Source organism: Micromonospora sp. AMSO12t, assembly GCF_008806585.1.
Classification (GTDB): Bacteria; Actinomycetota; Actinomycetes; order Mycobacteriales; family Micromonosporaceae; genus Micromonospora; species Micromonospora reichwaldensis.
This window is the reverse complement of record NZ_WAAS01000034.1, coordinates 1-16,296: the sequence shown is the minus strand read 5'-3', so window position 1 is coordinate 16,296 and position 16,296 is coordinate 1. Positions and strand designations below refer to the sequence as shown.

Genomic DNA, 16,296 nt, shown 5'->3' with positions numbered 1-16,296 from the left:
TAGGTTCATGCCTAAGCAATCGGGCGGCGGAGCCGGAAGCGACGACGGGACCCTGGACGGCGTGTTCCACGCGCTGTCGGACCCGACCCGCCGCCGGGTCGTCGAGCTGCTCGGCCGGGGGCCCGCGACAACCAGCGAGCTCGCTCGTCCGTTTGACATGGCACTGCCGTCGTTCACCCAGCACCTGGGCGTCCTCGAGCGCTCCGGCCTGGTGACGTCGGAGAAGAAGGGGCGCGTGCGGACCTACCGGCTCGCCCCCCAGCCGCTCGAGCACGTCGACACCTGGCTCGCCGGTCAGCGCGCGACATGGTCCCGGCGCCTCGACCAGCTCGACTCGTTTCTCCACGACCTGAAGGAGCAGCAGACATGACCGCCTACCCGAGCGTGAACCCGAATCTCGACCTCGTCCTGGAGCGCACCGTCGACGTCGCGCCCGAGCTGGTCTGGAAGGCCTGGACCACGCCCGAGCTGATCGTGCAGTGGTTCGCCCCGCGGCCCTGGTCGACCTCGTCCTGCGAGATCGACCTCCAGCCCGGCGGCAGGTTCAACACGGTGATGCGCTCGCCCGAGGGCGAGGAGTACCCGAGCACCGGCTGCATCCTGGTCGTCGAGGAGGGCTCGACGCTGATCTTCACCTCGGGGCTGGGCCCCGGCTTCCGCCCCCAGGTGGTCAGCGACGACCTCCCGTTCACCGCGATCATCAAGCTCGAGCCCACCGGCACCGGCACGAAGTACACGGCCACCGCGATCCACGCCGACGCCGCGGCGAAGAAGTCGCACGAGGAGATGGGCTTCGCCGAGGGCTGGAGCGCCGCGCTGGACCAGCTGATCGAGGTCGTCAAGGGCCTCTGACGGACGCGGCGACGGGATGCGGGCCCCGCCGTACGGACCGGCCGCCGAGCCGGGGGCACGACCGGCTGGTCCCGCATCCCGTCGCCCCGCCGGGGCCGGTCGCGCAAGCCGCCAGGCGGCGGCCCACAGCGACGGCGGCCGTCAGATGTTGGCGGAGTCCGCCGGCACGTCGGTCGGCAGGGCGGGTGCGCCGGCCAGCGGGGCCTCCGTGCGGCAGGACGACCCCACGGTGTAGGCGGTCATCGACAGCGACCCGTACGCGTACCCGTCCACCAGCACCTCCGCGCCGTTGCCGGCGGCGCCGGCCAGGCCGGCGAGGTAGAGCAGCGGAATGAAGTGGTCCGGCGTCGGTACGGCCCGGCCGAAGTCACGGTGGCCGTCCAGCGCGGCCGCCTCGGTCGGCTCGCCGAGCATGACGTCCTTCGCCGCCTCGTCGAACCGCCGCGCCCAGTCGAAGCCCTCGTCGACCATGCGCGGGTCCACCCCCCGCAGGTTGTGCACCACGTTGCCGCTGGTCACGACGAGCACCCCGCGCTCGCGCAACGGGGCGAGCCGCGCGCCCAGGTCCAGGTGGTAGTCCAGGCCCTTGAACGCGTTGATGCTCAACTGGACGACCGGGATGTCCGCGTCGGGAAACGCGTGGGTGAGCACCGACCAGGTGCCGTGGTCGATCCCCCACGAGTCGACGTCCGCCCCGACCCAGGTGGGGTGGACCACGTCGGCGATCTCCTCCGCCAGCTCCGGCAGGCCGGGCGCCGGGTAGCGGACGTCGAACAGCTCCGGCGGGAAGCCGTAGAAGTCGTGGATCGTCCGCGGCCGGGGCATCGCGGTGACGGCGGTGGCGCCGATGTACCAGTGGGCCGACACGACGAGGATCGCCCGGGGCCGCGGGACCGCCCGCCCGAAGGCGCGCCACGCCTGCGTGTAGCGGTTGAGTTCCAGCGCGTTCATCGGGCTTCCGTGACCGATGAACGCGGCCGGCATCACCGCCGGGACGGTCTCGCTGCTCATGCTGCTCCCCCAGGCTCACGGTGAGGCGAGCGTAACCGCTGTCGCGGGGAGCCGCCGGTCAACGCCGGCCGCGACCGGTTGTCACCGGTCGCGGCCGGCGATCGCCGTCAGTCGGACACCTCGCGCCAGGCGGGGTGGTTGCCGCGCCACGCGCCGGCCAGAATGACCGCCGACGTCCGACCGGGGCACTCCTGCACCCGGGAGCGGCCTGACTCGCCGCCGATCCGTACCTGTACGTCCCATCGCTGCCCGTCGGTACGGATGTACACGTCCCGACGCCCACGCTGCGACGTGTCGCCGTTCCACCAGTGTTCTTCGACCCTCACCCCGCGACCGTATAGCAGTTCGTCCGTGGACGACACGGCCGGTGTCGGTCAAGACCACCCCTGGGTGGGGTCACCGGTCAGGCGGACTCCCCCGGCGCCAGGTGGCGGTAGCCGGGCACGGTCTCGGCGAACCAACCGTTCACGCTGGTCAGGCCGCGCTCGTTGAGCTGCGCGTCGTGGATCGGGAACACCCGCTCGGCCCCGACGGCGGTGGCGAAGTCGATCGCCTCGGTGAGCTTCAGCCAGGAGGCCTGCGCCGGGACCAGCAGCGTCTCGACCGGCCGGTCCGGCCGGTGCAGCGAGTCGCCCGGGTGGTAGACCGCGTCGCCGACGAGGTAGCCCAGGTTGGCGCAGTCGGGCTGGCCGCCGTGGATGGCGGCGTGCCGACCGCCGAGCGCGGTCACGGTGAGGCCGGCGGCGGTGAACCGCTCGCCGGCGCCGACCCTGGTCACGGACAGCGGCGCCAGGTCGGGCAGGACGGCGCCCTGCGGGGCGAAGACCGGCACGCCGAGACCCGCCAACCGGAGCACGTCGACGTGGTCGGTGTGCTCGTGGGTGACGAGGACGGCGTCCGCGCCGGCCAGGGCCCGCGGCTCGCTCCAGGTGCCGGGGTCGATGACCAGCACGCCGCCGTCGTGCTCCAGCCGGACGCAGGAGTGGGTGAACTTGGTCAGCCGCATCCGGCGACCGTACGCCGGTGGCAGCGCCCCGTGTGCCCGGCGGCGGGCGGCACGGGCCGTGCCGGAGGGTGGCGGCCCGCTTTCCCGGCCGGTTTCGCCGGACGGCCCGGAGACCGTCCCGGGCCACGTGAGAGGCTGCGGGGCGGAAGGGAGTACCGAGATGGGCGACTACGGCCACCCGCTGGCCTTCGGGGCGTTCCTGACGCCCGGCAACGCCGAGCCCGGGCGGGTGGTGGGCCTCGCCGTGCTGGCCGAGCAGGTCGGGTTCGACCTGGTCACCTTCCAGGACCACCCGTACCAGCCCGCGTTCCTCGACACGTGGACGCTGATGAGCTTCGTGGCTGCCCGCACCGGCACGGTGCGGCTGGCCGCCAACGTGACGAACCTGCCGCTGCGCCCGCCGGCCGTCCTCGCCCGCAGCGTGGCGAGTCTCGATCTGCTCAGCGGTGGCCGGGTGGAGCTCGGCCTGGGCGCCGGCGCGTTCTGGGAGGCCATCGAGGCGATGGGCGGGCGCCGGCTCTCCCCCGGGCAGGGCGTGCGGGCCCTGACCGAGGCGATCGACGTCATCCGCCAGGTCTGGGACGTCGGGGCGCGCGGCGGCGTCCGGGTCGACGGCGAGTTCCACCGGGTGGTGGGCGCGAAGCGGGGCCCCGCGCCCGCCCACGACGTGGGCATCTGGCTCGGCGCGTACAAGCCGCGGATGCTGGCGTTGACCGGGAGCCGGGCCGACGGGTGGCTGCCGTCGCTGGGCTACCTGCAACCAGGCGACCTGGGCAGGGGCAACACGATCATCGACGACGCCGCGCGGGAGGCCGGCCGCGATCCGGCCGACGTGCGCCGCCTGCTCAACGTCACCGGTCGCTTCGCCCCCGTCGGCCGGGGACCACTGGACGGCCCCGCCGAGCAGTGGGCCGAGGAACTGGCCGACCTCGCGCTCAGCGACGGGATCAGCACCTTCATCCTGGGCAGCGACGACCCGGAGGACCTGCGGCGCTTCGCCGCCGAGGTCGCCCCCGCCGTACGCGAACTCGTGGCCGGCGAGCGCGCGGCCGGCGCCGCTGCCGCCGTGACCCCGGCGACGCCCGAAGCCGGCGGGCCGCGGGCGACACCCGGGGGCGCCGGGGCGCAGCCGCCGCCCGCTCCCCGTCCGCCCGCCGGCGCGGGGTCCTTCGCCGTCGTCCCGACGCCCGACGACGGCGTGCGCCGCAGCGCGATCCGGGTCTGGGACGAGGCCACGCGCCCCACCGGCCCCGCGCCCGACCCGGCACGCACCTACAGCCCGCACGACCAGGCCGGCGCCCAGCACCTGATCGACGTGCACGACGGGCTACGCGCCGAGCTGACCCGGCTGTACGACCTGGTGGAGCAGGTGGGCGCCGGGCTGGTCGACGCGGGCACGGCCCGCTCCCACATCAACACCATGACCATCCGGCAGAACAAGTGGACCCTGGGCACGTACTGCGAGTCGTACTGCCGGGTCGTCACCACCCACCACACGCTGGAGGACCGGGGGATCTTCCCGCACCTGCGCCGGGGCGACGACCGCCTCGCCCCGGTGCTGGACCGGCTGGAGCAGGAGCACCACGCCATCCACGACGTGCTGGAACGCGTCGACCGGGCGCTGGTCGCGTTCGTCTCCGTCGCCGACGGGATGGCCGAGCTGCGCGCCGCGGTCGACCTGCTCAGCGACACCCTGCTGTCCCACCTCGCCTACGAGGAACGCGAGCTCGTCGAGCCGATCGCCCGGCTCGGCCTGAACTGAAGCCGCCGCCCCACGGCGTGCCGGCGGATCGGAACCGAGCCCGCCGTCGCGCGGCGTGGCGGAGGATCGGGGCATGCCGCGACCACCCGGGCGGGGGCACCGCCGCCTGCCGCACACCGCCGACGTCCGCATCGAGGCGTGGGCGCCGAGCCGGGAGGAGTGCGTCGCCGAGGCGGTCGCCGCGCTGGTCGGGACGTTCGTCGACCCCGCCGGGGCGCCACCGGGCCCGCAGCGGGAGTTCCGTGCGCCGGCCGGTGACGACGACGCGGACCTGCTGGTGGGCGTACTCGACGAGGTGATCTTCCGGATGGAGACGGCGGGTGAGCTGCCGCTGCGCACCGACGTGGCCGACGACGGCGCCGGCGGCCTGGTGGTGCGCTGGCGCACGGCGGACACCGACGCCGTCGAGCTGGTCGGCGCGGTGCCGAAGGCCGTCTCCCTGCACGGGCTGCGCTTCGGCCCCGACCGCGGGGGCTGGTGCTGCGCGGTGACGCTGGACGTGTGAGCCCCCGCGCCCGGTCCTACCCGCGCCGCCCGCTCAGCCCTTCACCACGCCGAGCGGGACCAGCCGGGCCACCTTGCGGCACAGTCCGGCGCCCTCGGCGGCGGCCACCACCGCCGAGACGTCCTTGTACGCCGCCGGCATCTCCTCGGCCAGGCCGCGCCCGGACGCCCCGCGAACCGCGATGTCCCGCGCCTCCAACTGGGCACGCGGGTCCAGCCCGCGCTCCGACCGCACGGCCTGCTTGCGGCTCTGCACCCGGCCGGCCCCGTGGCAGGTGGACGCGAAGGCCGGCGCCCCCGGCACGCCGGTGAGCACGTACGAGCCGGTGCCCATGGAGCCGGGGATCAGCACCGGCTGGCCCACGTCCCGCAGGTCGTCGGGCAGGTCGTCGTGGCCGGGCGGCAGCGCGCGGGTGGCCCCCTTGCGGTGCACACACAGCGCGCGGCGCTCGCCGTCGACGCCGTGCGTCTCGATCTTCGCGAGGTTGTGCGAGATGTCGTAGACCAGGTCGAGCCGGCTGCCGGTGACCCGGGCGAAGACCTTCCGGGCGGCGTCGGCCAGCAGTTGCCGGTTCGCCCGGGCGTAGTTGGCGGCGGCGGCCATCGCGCCCAGGTAGGCGCGGCCCTCGGCGGAGGAGACCGGGGCGCAGGCGAGCTGGCGGTCCGGCACCTCGATGCCGTGGCGGGCCATCACCTTCTCCATCTGCCGCACGTAGTCGGTGCAGATCTGGTGACCCAGCCCCCGGGAGCCGCAGTGGATCATCACGCAGACCTGGCCGGGGCGCAGCCCGAAGGCGGTGGCGGCGGTGTCGTCGTACACCTCCTCGACGGCCTGGACCTCCAGGAAGTGGTTGCCGGAGCCGAGGCTGCCGACCTGGCGCGCGCCGCGCTCGATCGCCCGCTCGCTGACCCGCGCCGGATCGGCGTCGCCGACGGCACCGGCGTCCTCGCAGCGGTGCAGGTCCCGCTCGACGCCGAAGCCGCGCTCCACCGCGTACCGGGAGCCGCCGCGCAGCACCGCGTCGAGTTCCGCGCGCGTCGACAGGTGCCATACCGCGCCCCGGCCCATGCCGCGTGGGGTCGCCTCGCCCAGCCCGTCCATCAGCGCGTCGAGGCGGGGCCGCAGCCCGTCGCGGTCGAGGTCGGCGGCGAGCAGCCGGACGCCACAGGAGATGTCGAAGCCCACCCCGCCGGGCGAGACCACGCCGCCGTTCGCGACGTCGGTGGCGGCCACCCCGCCGATCGGAAACCCGTAGCCCCAGTGCACGTCGGGCATGGCGTACGAGGCGTCGACGATGCCGGGCAGCGTGGCGACGTTCGCGACCTGCTCCAGCGACCTGTCCTCCCCGGCGTCGGGCAGCAGGGACCGGGACGCGAACACCACCCCCGGCACCCGCATCGGGTCGTGCCGGTCGATCCGGAAGCGGTACGGCGACTCCTCGACCAGCTCCATTCCCGGCGGCTACCCGAGCGGACGGCCCTTACACCCGCTCGCCGGCCGCCGGCCGCCGCATCGCCCAGACGTCGGGCCCGCCGGCGGGCACCCGGGCCTGGCCGGTCACCGAGAAGCCCAGCCGCCGGTAGAACCGCACGTTCGGCTCCGACGAGGTCTCCAACACGGCGGGCAGGCCGGCCCGGTCGGCCTCAACCAGGCCGGGCCGCAGCACCCGGGCCCCCAGCCCTCGGCCCTGGGCGGTCCGGCGCACGCCGACGGTGGCGAGCAGGAACGCCGGCTCGGCCGACCGCAGGGAGGCGCAGGCGGCGTCGGCGGCGTGCAGCGCCGGCTGCCGGTCGCCGGCAAGTTCGGCGTTGCGGGCCGCGACGGCGGCCCAGACCTCGTCCGGCACCGGCCGGTCCGGGCGCAGCCAGACCGCCACCGCCGCCAGCCGGCCGTCGGCGTCCGCCGCCGCCCAGACGTCGCCGTAGGGCAGCCCGACGGCGGCGACGGTGCCGGCGAACATCGCCCCCAGCCGCTCCCGGTGCCGGTCGGCGGCGACCGTCCAGGCCATCCAGGGGTACCCGTCGAAGGCGTCGGCGAGCACGTCGGCCGCCTCGGCTGTCGACTCCGGCCCGATCCGGCGTACGTCGAACTCCATGCCGTCCTCCTCGCGCGCCGCCGCCCGGCCGGCGCAGTGCGCGATCATGCCACGGCCCCCGGGGCCGGCGCCCGGGATTATCGGGTGCTCAGAGCCGGTAGAACGCCCGGTAGCGGCGGATCAGCCGCCACTGCACCAGCACCGCCGCCACGGTCAGCAGGATCATCACCAGGGTCGCGGCGGCGGCGTAGCCGTAGCGCAGGTACTCGAAGCCGGTGCGGTAGACGAACAGCGACAGGTAGGTGGTGGCGTACGGGGGTGGGCCGCCGTCGGTCACCACGAAGGCCGGCACGAAGGAGAAGTGCAGGCTCTGGATGGCGTCGCGCACCGCCAGCAGCCCCAGCACGGGCGCCATCAGCGGCAGCGTGACCCGGCGGAAGACGTCCCAGCCGGTGGCGTCCTCGATCGCCGCCATCTCGTAGACGTCGCGGGGCAGCGCGCGGCGGGCGGCCAGCAGCACCACGAAGGTCTCGCCGATGGTGAACAGGCTCATTCCGACGATCGCCGCGCGGGCGTCGGTGGGGTCGGTGAGCCACTGCGGCGGGGTGCGTCCCAGCGCGGTCAGGCCGTTCTCCCCGCCCGTGCGCAGCAGCTGGTTGATCGGGCCGTAGAGGGGGTTGAGCAGCCAGAGCCAGAGCAGCCCGTAGGCGATCTCCGGCACCGCGGTCGGCAGCACGGCCGCGGTGCGGGCGCCGCCGACGCCGACCGCGCGGCGGTGCAGCAGCAGCGCCAGGCCGAGGGCGAACAACACCCGCAGCGGTACGGCCACCAGCGCGAAGACCAGCGAGTTGGTCAGCGACACCCGGAACACCGGGTCGTCCAGCAGCGCCGCGAAGTTGTCCAGCCCCACCCAGCGGGGCGGGCGCAGCAGGTCGTACTCGGTGAAGGCCAGCGCCAGGGTGACCGCGGCGGGCAGCAGCACCAGTCCGACCAGCCCCACCAGGTACGGCGCCAGCATCAGCGCCAACTGCCGACGCGAGCGGCGGTCCGTCGTCGTCACGGGGCGTACCGGCGGCCGGAGCCGGCGTGGAAGACGTGCACGTCGGCCCAGCGCACCCCGACGCGTACCGGCGCGCCCCTTCCGGGCCGGCGGGCGGCGGGCACCCGGGCGACGACGGGGTGCCCGCCGGCGAGCCTCAGGTACGCGTACGCGTCCTCGCCGACCACCTCGACCCGGTCGACGGTGGCGTCCGTCCCGTCGGTCGCGCCTAGGACGACCGCCTCGGGCCGGAAGCCGAGCTCCATCCCGTCGTGGTCCGCCCCCGGGACGGGGGCGCCGTCGGGGCGCAGCGGACCGTCGGCCGGGAGCAGGTTCATCGCGGGGGAACCGACGAAGCGGGCGACGAAGGTGGTGGCCGGGGTGCGCCAGATCTCGTCGGGGGTGCCGACCTGCTCGATGCGCCCGTCGCGCAGCACGGCGATCCGGTCGGCGAGCACCAGCGCCTCGGTCTGGTCGTGGGTGACGTGCACCATCGTCGCGCCCAGCCGGTCGTGCAGGGCCCGCAGCTCGGCGCGCATCTGCACCCGCAGCGCCTGGTCGAGGTTGGACAGCGGCTCGTCGAGCAGGAACACGTCCGGCTCGCGCACCAGCGCCCGGGCCAGCGCCACCCGCTGCCGTTCGCCGCCGGAGAGCTGCCCGGGCCGCCGGTCCAGCAGCCCGGCGCAACCGACGGTCTCCGCCGCCGCCCGCGCGCGTTCGCGGGCCGCCGCGCGGGGCGTGTCGCGTACCTCCAGGCCGAAGGCGATGTTCTCCGCGACGCTCAGGTGCGGGAAGAGCGCGTACGACTGGAAGACCATCGACACGTTGCGCCGGCCCGGGCGCTCGGCGGTGACGTCCCGGCCGGCGATGCGGACCCGCCCGGCGGTGACCGGTTCCAGGCCGGCGACGACCCGCAGCACCGTCGACTTACCGGCCCCCGACGGTCCGAGCACCACCAGCAGCTCGCCCCGGGCGGCGGCCAGGTCCACCTCGTGCAGCACGGTCGCCCCCCGGTACGCGGCCGAGACGCCGGCCAGGGCGAGACCCGGATCGCTCACCCGTGCTCCCCGCGGGCGAAGATCGGCCGGGTCTGCCGGTCGAGGTCGCGGATCACGTCGTCGAGCCGGTCGCCCCGGTGCATGGCGTTCTCCAGGATGCCGTAGGTGACGTCCTCGATCTCCGGCCAGGTGGAGACGGTCGGCAACGCCCGGACGGTGGGGATCGCGTCGAGGAAGACCTTGGCGCTGCGCGGCGGCTGGGCGGGGCCGAGGAACGCCGGGGACTGCGACACCCCGATGTGCGACGGGACGGTACGGCCGGTGGCCGCGATGATCCGCTGCCCCTCCTCGGCGATGGCGAACTCCAGGAACCGCCACGCGGCGTCCTTGTGCTTCGCGCCCCGGGTCATGCAGTACGCGTCGGAGTGCAGCACCCCGACCTGCTCCTTGTAGACGGGCAGCGGCGCGACGTCCCACTCGAAGCCGGTGATCGAGCGGAACGTGGTGGTGGAGCGGCGGGAGCTCATCAGCATGGCGAGCCGGCCGTTGGCGAAGCGCGACTCGTCGTCCTCGGCCTCCACCTCCTCGTCGGTGGGCACCACCCCGTACGCCAGCCGCAGGTCCACGAGGTTCTTCAGCGCCTCCCGGGCGGCCGGGGTGTCCAGGGTCAGCCGGGTCGGTTTCGCCGGGTCGTCGACGATCTCGCCGCCGCCGGACCAGACGAACGGGGCGAGCCGGATGATCGACGGCTCGACGCCGAGGCCGTGCACGGCCGGGCGCAGCGCCGCGCCCTCGCTCTCGGTGGCCCTGACCACCACGCCCCGCGAGTCGCGGGTCATCGCGGTCGCGGTGGCGACCAGGTCGTTCCAGGTCCAGCCGACCCTCGGCTCCGGCACGCCGTGCTTCGCGAACAGGGTGCGGTTGTAGTAGACGGCCAGGCTGGAGACGTTCTGCGGCAGGCAGAGCTGCCGGCCCTGCCACCGGAAGGCGTTCCAGGCCACCGGGTAGTAGTCGGCCGGGTCGACGGCTGCGGAGGCAGCCAGCCGGTCGTCCAGCGGCTCGATGACGTCCTTGGCGGCGAACTGGCCGTAGAAGCGGTAGTTCATCAGGAACAGATCGGGCGGGGCGCCGCCGGCCACCGAGGTGGCGAGCCGGGCCAGCAGGTCCTTGCGGTCGCTGGCCTCGACGAGCTGCACGTCGGCGCCGGGACGGGCCTTCTCGTACGCCTCGACGAGGGTGCGGTAGGCGGCGAGTTCCTCGGGGGCGCCGAAGACCAGCAGCCGCACCGGCCCGTCGGCGGACGACCCGGCGCCGGAGCCGCACCCGGTGGCGGCCAGCACAGCGGTGAGCAGCAGCGCGAGCAGCGCCTTCGGTCGCGTCGTCGGTCGCATCGTCAGTCTTGTCCCGTCGGGTCGTCGTGGTGGAGGAAGCGCCGCTGGGCGAGCACGAAGACGGCCAGCGCCGGCACCGTGGCCAGCACCGCGCCCGCCAGGAACACCGGGAAGTTCGTCGGGTCCAGCACCGACAGGGAGCGCAGCGCCAGCGGCAGGGTGAACAGGTCGCGGTCGTAGACGTAGACCAGCGGGTCGAGGAAGTTCGACCAGGTGAGCACGAAGGTCAGCGCGGTGAGGCCGGCGGTGACCGGACGCACCAGCGGCAGGGCGACCCGCCACCAGGTGCGCAGCGGCGACAGGTCCGCCACCAGGCAGGCGTCGTAGAGATCGGTCGGCAGCGCGCGGAACGCCAGGTGGTAGACCAGGACGTAGAGCGGCGAGGTGCCCAGCAGCGCCGGGGCGACCAGCGGCACCAGGGTGTCGGTCAGGTTGAGCATCCGGAAGATCGCGAAGCGGGGCACGAGCAGCGCCGTGGCCGGCACCATCAGCGCCACCAGGGAGGCCGCCACGACGACGCCGGTGACGCGCGGGGCGATCCGGGTCAGCGCGAAGCCCGCCAGGGAGGCGACGAGCACGCTCAGCGGCACGGCGACGACCGCGACCAGGACCGAGTTGAGCGAGGCGCGCAGCAGCCCGCCCAGCTCGACGGCCTGCCGGTAGCCGGTGGTGGAGACCGGCTCCGGCACGAGCTGCGGGGTGGGCGGCGGCGGCAGGCCCGGCTCGGTGAGCGAACCGGAGACCAGCAGCAGCAACGGTGGGACGAAGACGAGCAGGACGAAGGCCGCGCCGAGGGTCCGCCAGGCGCGGCCGGCCGCCCCGGGCAGCGGTGCGGGGCCGCGCACGCGGCCCCGCACCCTGTCGTCGCCGATGGTCGCCTGCCTCAGAGCGTGAGCTGCCAGGCGCCGAGGCCGTGCGAGGCGGCGTACAGCACCCGCTTGCCCGGCACGACGGTCAGCCCGGCGACCTCCACGTTCGGCATGCCCCGGGCCGCCTTCACCCAGGTCGTGGCGCCCTTGGCCAGCCGCAGCACGCCGAAGTCGGTGGCCGCGTAGAGGGTGCCGGTCACGTCGTCGCGGACCAGGTCGGTGATCGGCTGGTCGCCGAAGTCGTACGACCGGTCGGTCCAGGTCGCGCCCGTGCCCGCCAGCCGCACCTCGAACGCGTGCCCGAGGGTGGCCGGGGTGTTCGAGTTGAAACCGCTGTAGGAGACCCACGCCCGCGCCGGGTCGGCCGGGTCGACGTGGACGCTCGTGACGAAGCGGTTCGGCGTGGCGGCGGTGTCGATGCGCGTCCAGGTGACCGCCGACGCCGGCTCGGCGTCGACGTTGCGGGACACGAAGACCCGGCCGGTGCTGGTGGCCGCGTACGCCGTGGACGAGTCGGAGGCGACGCGCTCGACGACCGAGACGGCCCCGCCGGCCCGGTCGCCCCACGCGGCGTCGGTCAGGTTGACCGTGCCCAGCGGCGCGAAGTCGCCGCACTGCGCCTCGAAGGTGCCGGTCCAGGTGTTGCAGATCCGGTCGGCCTCGGCCAGGCTCCGGTCGCCCAGCCCGAACGTCTTCGTCCGGTAGACGGTGCGCGAGGTGCCGGCGAAGATCGTCCCGCTGACCTTCGGGTCGGTGGTCACCGGGGCGTAGAACAGGGTGCCCGGGTGCCCGAAGACCGGGTCGGAGATCGAGATCCAGCTGCCCACATCACCGTTGTTGAAGTTCACCTCGGGCGAGGCGTCGTAGAAGGTGTGGAAGCGGAACTCCGGCCTGCCGACGTCGAAGCCGGACGCGCCACCGTCACCGATCATCGTGTTGACCCAGCGCCGGCGCTCGCCCTTGTTCTCCCAGGTGCCGTTGTCCTGGGTGCCACCCTGGAGCAGCCGATGGTCGTGCGGGCTGGCCGAGAGGCTGATGAACTGCAACGTGTTCATGCCCTTGTTGATGCCGTCGAGCTTCGACGGGATCTTCGACAGCATCTGCCGGCAGCGGTCCTTCTGCGCCTGCGTGGTCAGGTTGCGGTCCGGGTTGTCGCACCAGGCCGACCGGTCCACGAACTGGCCGCTGGAGCGCATCACGCCGCCGTCGTTGGCCTCGAAGAACTGGTACGGGTTGCGCGGGTTGGTGACCAGGGCGTGCTGGTCGGGGTGCAGGCCGTTGGGGTGCAGCTCGTCGGTGCCGTCGAAGGTCATGTCGGTGCCGCTGACGCCGGCGTCGGTGGAGAGCACCACGGCCCGCTTGTGGGCGACGGTCTCGCCGTAGACGTACGAACCGCCGGTGTAGACGATGTCCGGGTGCCCGGCCGGAGTGTGCACGAACACGTCGTACCAGCACTGGCCGGTGCACTGGTTGTAGGTGGCGTAGCCCGGGTCGGCCGGGTTGGCGCTGCTCAGGTCCGCGAACGCAGGGACGCCGCCGGCCACGTCGTCGCTGCGGAACAGCCGCGAGTACGGGTTGCCGAGGTTGCCCTCGTAGACGTACATGCGGGTCTTGCCGTTCGGCAGGGCGGTCACGTCGATCGCGGCCCGGGTCTGGAAGACCGCCGGGTTGAGCGAGGGCTTGATCTGCGTCCAGGTGGCGCCGGCGTCCGTCGAGCGCCAGACCCCCCGGGCGTACGAGGAGGCGTAGACGGTGTTCGCGTCGCGCGGGTCGAGCTTGACGTAGCGCACGCCGCGCGGCGAGCAGGTGGCGGTGTTGCCGTATTCGGCGGCGCTGCCGGTGCACTGGGTGGCGTCGGCCGAGCCGTTGTGGATGAACTTCCAGTTCGCGCCGCCGTCGGTGGACTTGTAGAGGCCCCACTTCGCGGCGTCGGGCACGGGCCGGGTGACGCCCGTGCAGCAGGAGCCTGACATGCCGCGCAGGGCGGTGGTGGTGGCGACGTAGAGCGTCTTCGGGTCGCCGGGCTTGACGGTGATCTCGCCGATGCCCTTGCCGGCGAGAGCGTCCTTGCCCAGCGGGCCCTTCCAGGTGACGCCGCCGTTGGTGGACTTGTAGAGCCCGACGCCGGCGACGCAGCCGGAGGCGCAGGTGTTGGCCTCGCCGGTGCCGACGTAGATGGTCAGCCCCGTCTTGTCGTTGCGGTCAATCTTGACCGAGCCGGCCGCGTTGATGCCGAGCGGCCCGCCCAGGTAGAACCACTTCGGCTCGGCGGCGAGGACGTTCAGGGTGCCCCAGACGCCGCCGCCGGCCGGCGTGACGTACGCCCGGCAGAGCAGGGCGTTGCAGTCCGGGGCGATGTCGATGGACGTGACCCGGCCGCCCGCGACGTACGCGTTCGGCACGTAGTTGCCGGCGTTGCGGTACTCGGTGAACGGGTAGAGCGCCTCGCTGGGGCCGATGTTCGTCCAGCCTCGGGTGCCGCCGGTGCGCCGCTCGGCGGCGGCGTACGCCGACTTGGAGCGGTCGACCTGGGCGATGCTGATCGTGTCGGTCGGGTACGCGCGCTCCCGGAACTCCTGCTGCGCGGCGTTGCCGGGCCCGTCCGGCGACATGCCGTCGCTGCCCGGCACGGCCTGGCGCAGCCGTTCCATGTGGGCGCCGAGCGCGCCCGGCATCTCCCCGTCGCCGGCGGCCGCGACGGGGGTCGGCACCTCGGCGCCGGCGAAGTGGATTCCGATGAGACCGGTCGACGCCACCAGGGCACCGACCGCCAGTCCTGCGAGCAGATGACGACGTCTGCGCTTCACGAGGTCCCTCCGGCAGATGACGGCGCCACCTCAGCGCGAACCCACGGATAGGCGACCGTCGCTGGCAGCGTCCACGCTGGAGGATGACAGAGCGCATCCACACAGACAACCCCCGGTAGCGACGGGATCGAGTGCGGGGTTGCATCCGCGCGGAGTGGGTAGTGCGCCGGCATGCCATCGCGTTACGAGAACTACCCGAGGATCGCCATCGTCACCGGCGCGGACTCCGGCATCGGCCGGGCCTGCGCCGTCGCCCTCGCGGAGGCCGGCTTCGACGTCGGCGTCACCTGGCACCGCGACGCCGGGGGCGCCGAGCGGACCGCCGCCGAGGTACGCGCCGCCGGCCGGCGCTGCGAGGTCGCCGAGCTGGACCTGACCCGGCTGCCGGGAGCCGACGCGGTCGTCGACGAGCTGGCCGACCGGCTCGGCGGCCTCGGCGTGCTCGTCAACAACGCCGGCACCGGGGCGTCCACGCCCTTCGTCGACACCGGCTGGGAGCAGTGGCGCGAGGTGCTCTCCGTCGACCTCGACGGGCCGTTCCTGTGCGGGCAGCGGGCGGCGCGGCGGATGCGGGCCGCGGGGCTGGGCGGACGGATCGTCAACATCACCAGCGTGCACGAGCACGCGCCCCGGGTCGGCTCGGCCGCGTACTGCGCCGCCAAGGGCGGGCTCGGCCTGCTGACGAAGGTGATGGCGCAGGAGCTCGCGGCGGACGGGATCACCGTCAACGCGGTCGCCCCGGGCGAGATCGCCACCCCGATGACCGGCCAGGAGGACGTCGACCCGTTCACCGAGGAGCGGCCCGGGGTGCCTGTCGGGCGGCCCGGCGACGCGCGGGAGGTGGCCGCCGTGGTCGCGCTGCTCGCCTCGCCCGCCGCCGCGTACGTCACCGGCGCGTCCTGGCCGGTGGACGGCGGCATGCTGATGATGGGCCCCCAGGCCAACTCGTTGGAGTCGCACGACTGGCGCTCGGTGCGGGGGTGAGGCGCCGCCGCGCCGGGACGCCCCGGCGCGGCCCCGCCCGCCGGGCGCGCACAGCTCGGCACCCCGGCGCGGCACCGCCCGCCGGGCGCACAGCTCGGCACCCCGGGGCCCGGTGACCGTCGCGGCGGCGGGACAATGGGAGCCTCCGCCCGCGAGGCCGCCGGCGGGATCCCCCGATCGGCAGGAGAACGGTCAGCGTGTCGGAAACTCCCGGGGCGACGTCGCCGGCGGACGGGCTGCGCGCCGACTGCGCCCGGTGCTTCGGGCTCTGCTGCGTCGCGCCGGCCTTCGCCGCGTCCGCCGACTTCGCCATCGACAAGCCCGCCGGGCAGCCCTGCCCCAACCTGCGGGCCGACTCGCGGTGCGGCATCCACGCCGACCTGCGCGACCGGGGCTTCCCCGGCTGCACCGTCTTCGACTGCTTCGGCGCCGGGCAGCGGGTGGCCCAGGTCACCTTCGGCGGGCGGGACTGGCGCGACGCGCCGGAGACCGCAGCGCGCATGTTCGACACGTTCGCGGTGATGCGACCCCTGCACGAGCTGCTCTGGTACCTGACCGAGGCGCTCGCGACGCGCCCGCCGCAGTCGCTGCGCGACGAGTTGTCCGTCGCGCTCGACGAGACCGGGCGGCTGACCCGGGAGCCCGCCGACACGCTGCTGGGTCTCGACGTGGACGCGTACCGGGGGCGGGTCAACCCGCTGCTGTCCCGCGCCGGGGACGCGGCCCGGGCCCGGGGCGGCCGGCCCGGCGCGGACCGGCGGGGCGCCCACCTGTTCGGCGTCGACCTGCGCCGGACAGACCTGCGCCGGGCGAACCTGCGCGGGGCGCTGCTGATCGGCGCCGACCTGCGCGGCGTCGACCTCGGCCTGGCCGACCTCACGGGCGCCGACCTGCGCGGGGCCGACCTGCGCGGCGCGGACCTCTCCGGTGCCCTGTTCCTGCACCAGTCCCAGCTCGACGCGGCCCGGGGCGACCGGCACACCGCCCTGCCGCCCGCCCGGACGCGACCCGGGCACTGGTCACCACTGTCGCTCACC

The 16,296-nt window shown here is 74.5% G+C and carries 16 protein-coding genes; 6 read left to right on the top strand and 10 right to left on the bottom strand.

The window, feature by feature from the left end:
* Window positions 1-61 precede the first annotated feature (61 nt).
* Window positions 62-370: a helix-turn-helix transcriptional regulator gene (locus tag F6X68_RS08120; protein WP_199729471.1), complete on the top strand. Its 309-nt coding sequence runs from the start codon at window positions 62-64 to the stop codon at window positions 368-370.
* On the top strand, window positions 367-852 hold the full coding sequence (locus tag F6X68_RS08115) for an SRPBCC family protein (RefSeq protein WP_151453669.1): 486 nt from the start codon (window positions 367-369) through the stop codon (window positions 850-852). Before F6X68_RS08120 ends, F6X68_RS08115 begins: the two co-directional genes overlap by 4 nt.
* Before the next feature lie 141 nt (window positions 853-993).
* Here the strand turns inward: F6X68_RS08115 and ygiD are convergent, their stop codons facing one another.
* The 3 genes from ygiD to F6X68_RS08100 all read right to left on the bottom strand — a co-directional run bounded on the left by ygiD (window position 994) and on the right by F6X68_RS08100 (window position 2,869).
* Window positions 994-1,863, bottom strand: coding sequence for a 4,5-DOPA dioxygenase extradiol (gene ygiD, locus F6X68_RS08110; protein WP_225852057.1), 870 nt, complete (start codon window positions 1,861-1,863; stop codon window positions 994-996).
* A 107-nt stretch (window positions 1,864-1,970) separates the two neighbouring features.
* A complete protein-coding gene (locus F6X68_RS08105) occupies window positions 1,971-2,189 on the bottom strand; it encodes a hypothetical protein (RefSeq protein WP_089000245.1) in 219 nt (72 codons plus the stop codon).
* 77 nt (window positions 2,190-2,266) lie between these two features.
* Window positions 2,267-2,869, bottom strand: a complete 603-nt coding sequence (locus F6X68_RS08100) for an MBL fold metallo-hydrolase (RefSeq protein ID WP_151453668.1) — start codon at window positions 2,867-2,869, stop codon at window positions 2,267-2,269.
* A gap of 160 nt (window positions 2,870-3,029) precedes the next feature.
* On the opposite strand from F6X68_RS08100, the gene F6X68_RS08095 reads away from it, so the two are divergent.
* Window positions 3,030-4,631, top strand: coding sequence for an LLM class flavin-dependent oxidoreductase (locus tag F6X68_RS08095; protein ID WP_151453667.1), 1,602 nt, complete (start codon window positions 3,030-3,032; stop codon window positions 4,629-4,631).
* Window positions 4,632-4,704: 73 nt separating this feature from the next.
* A complete protein-coding gene (locus F6X68_RS08090) occupies window positions 4,705-5,136 on the top strand; it encodes an archease (RefSeq protein WP_151453666.1) in 432 nt (143 codons plus the stop codon).
* Between the two features lie 33 nt (window positions 5,137-5,169).
* Here F6X68_RS08090 and F6X68_RS08085 read toward each other — a convergent pair whose 3' ends face one another.
* From F6X68_RS08085 to F6X68_RS08055, 7 genes are all read right to left on the bottom strand, one after another.
* Window positions 5,170-6,588 (bottom strand): RtcB family protein, encoded by a 1,419-nt coding sequence (locus tag F6X68_RS08085; protein ID WP_151453665.1) that lies wholly within the window; start codon window positions 6,586-6,588, stop codon window positions 5,170-5,172.
* A 28-nt stretch (window positions 6,589-6,616) separates the two neighbouring features.
* The gene (locus F6X68_RS08080) at window positions 6,617-7,231 is read right to left on the bottom strand and encodes a GNAT family N-acetyltransferase (RefSeq protein WP_151453689.1); all 615 of its coding nucleotides are present in this window, start codon (window positions 7,229-7,231) and stop codon (window positions 6,617-6,619) included.
* Between the two features lie 88 nt (window positions 7,232-7,319).
* Window positions 7,320-8,189, bottom strand: coding sequence for a carbohydrate ABC transporter permease (locus tag F6X68_RS08075; protein ID WP_151453688.1), 870 nt, complete (start codon window positions 8,187-8,189; stop codon window positions 7,320-7,322).
* A gap of 38 nt (window positions 8,190-8,227) precedes the next feature.
* The gene (locus F6X68_RS08070; protein WP_151453664.1) at window positions 8,228-9,268 is read right to left on the bottom strand and encodes an ABC transporter ATP-binding protein; all 1,041 of its coding nucleotides are present in this window, start codon (window positions 9,266-9,268) and stop codon (window positions 8,228-8,230) included.
* The gene (locus tag F6X68_RS08065; RefSeq protein WP_151453663.1) at window positions 9,265-10,599 is read right to left on the bottom strand and encodes a sugar ABC transporter substrate-binding protein; all 1,335 of its coding nucleotides are present in this window, start codon (window positions 10,597-10,599) and stop codon (window positions 9,265-9,267) included. The genes F6X68_RS08070 and F6X68_RS08065 overlap by 4 nt, the downstream gene beginning before the upstream one ends.
* A gap of 2 nt (window positions 10,600-10,601) precedes the next feature.
* Window positions 10,602-11,456 (bottom strand): carbohydrate ABC transporter permease, encoded by an 855-nt coding sequence (locus F6X68_RS08060; RefSeq protein WP_151453662.1) that lies wholly within the window; start codon window positions 11,454-11,456, stop codon window positions 10,602-10,604.
* Between the two features lie 26 nt (window positions 11,457-11,482).
* Complete coding sequence (locus F6X68_RS08055) at window positions 11,483-14,275, bottom strand: sialidase family protein (RefSeq protein WP_151453661.1); 2,793 nt, start codon at window positions 14,273-14,275, stop codon at window positions 11,483-11,485.
* Between the two features lie 171 nt (window positions 14,276-14,446).
* Here F6X68_RS08055 and F6X68_RS08050 point away from each other — a divergent pair, with 171 nt between their 5' ends.
* Both F6X68_RS08050 and F6X68_RS08045 read left to right on the top strand, forming a co-directional pair.
* On the top strand, window positions 14,447-15,259 hold the full coding sequence (locus F6X68_RS08050) for an SDR family oxidoreductase (protein WP_151453660.1): 813 nt from the start codon (window positions 14,447-14,449) through the stop codon (window positions 15,257-15,259).
* A gap of 197 nt (window positions 15,260-15,456) precedes the next feature.
* Window positions 15,457-16,296: pentapeptide repeat-containing protein (locus tag F6X68_RS08045; RefSeq protein ID WP_151453659.1), on the top strand; the 840-nt coding region annotated here is incomplete at its 3' end.

Bases quoted from the DNA above. Each gene is read 5' to 3' on its own strand.
- F6X68_RS08115 (WP_151453669.1), top strand. From the start codon at position 367: ATGACCGCCTACCCGAGCGTGAACCCGAATCTCGACCTCGTCCTGGAG.
- ygiD (WP_225852057.1), bottom strand. From the start codon at position 1,863: ATGAGCAGCGAGACCGTCCCGGCGGTGATGCCGGCCGCGTTCATCGGT.
- F6X68_RS08100 (WP_151453668.1), bottom strand. From the start codon at position 2,869: ATGCGGCTGACCAAGTTCACCCACTCCTGCGTCCGGCTGGAGCACGAC.
- F6X68_RS08095 (WP_151453667.1), top strand. From the start codon at position 3,030: ATGGGCGACTACGGCCACCCGCTGGCCTTCGGGGCGTTCCTGACGCCC.
- F6X68_RS08090 (WP_151453666.1), top strand. From the start codon at position 4,705: ATGCCGCGACCACCCGGGCGGGGGCACCGCCGCCTGCCGCACACCGCC.
- F6X68_RS08085 (WP_151453665.1), bottom strand. From the start codon at position 6,588: ATGGAGCTGGTCGAGGAGTCGCCGTACCGCTTCCGGATCGACCGGCAC.
- F6X68_RS08080 (WP_151453689.1), bottom strand. From the start codon at position 7,231: ATGGAGTTCGACGTACGCCGGATCGGGCCGGAGTCGACAGCCGAGGCG.
- F6X68_RS08075 (WP_151453688.1), bottom strand. From the start codon at position 8,189: ATGCTGGCGCCGTACCTGGTGGGGCTGGTCGGACTGGTGCTGCTGCCC.
- F6X68_RS08065 (WP_151453663.1), bottom strand. From the start codon at position 10,599: ATGCGACCGACGACGCGACCGAAGGCGCTGCTCGCGCTGCTGCTCACC.
- F6X68_RS08050 (WP_151453660.1), top strand. From the start codon at position 14,447: ATGCCATCGCGTTACGAGAACTACCCGAGGATCGCCATCGTCACCGGC.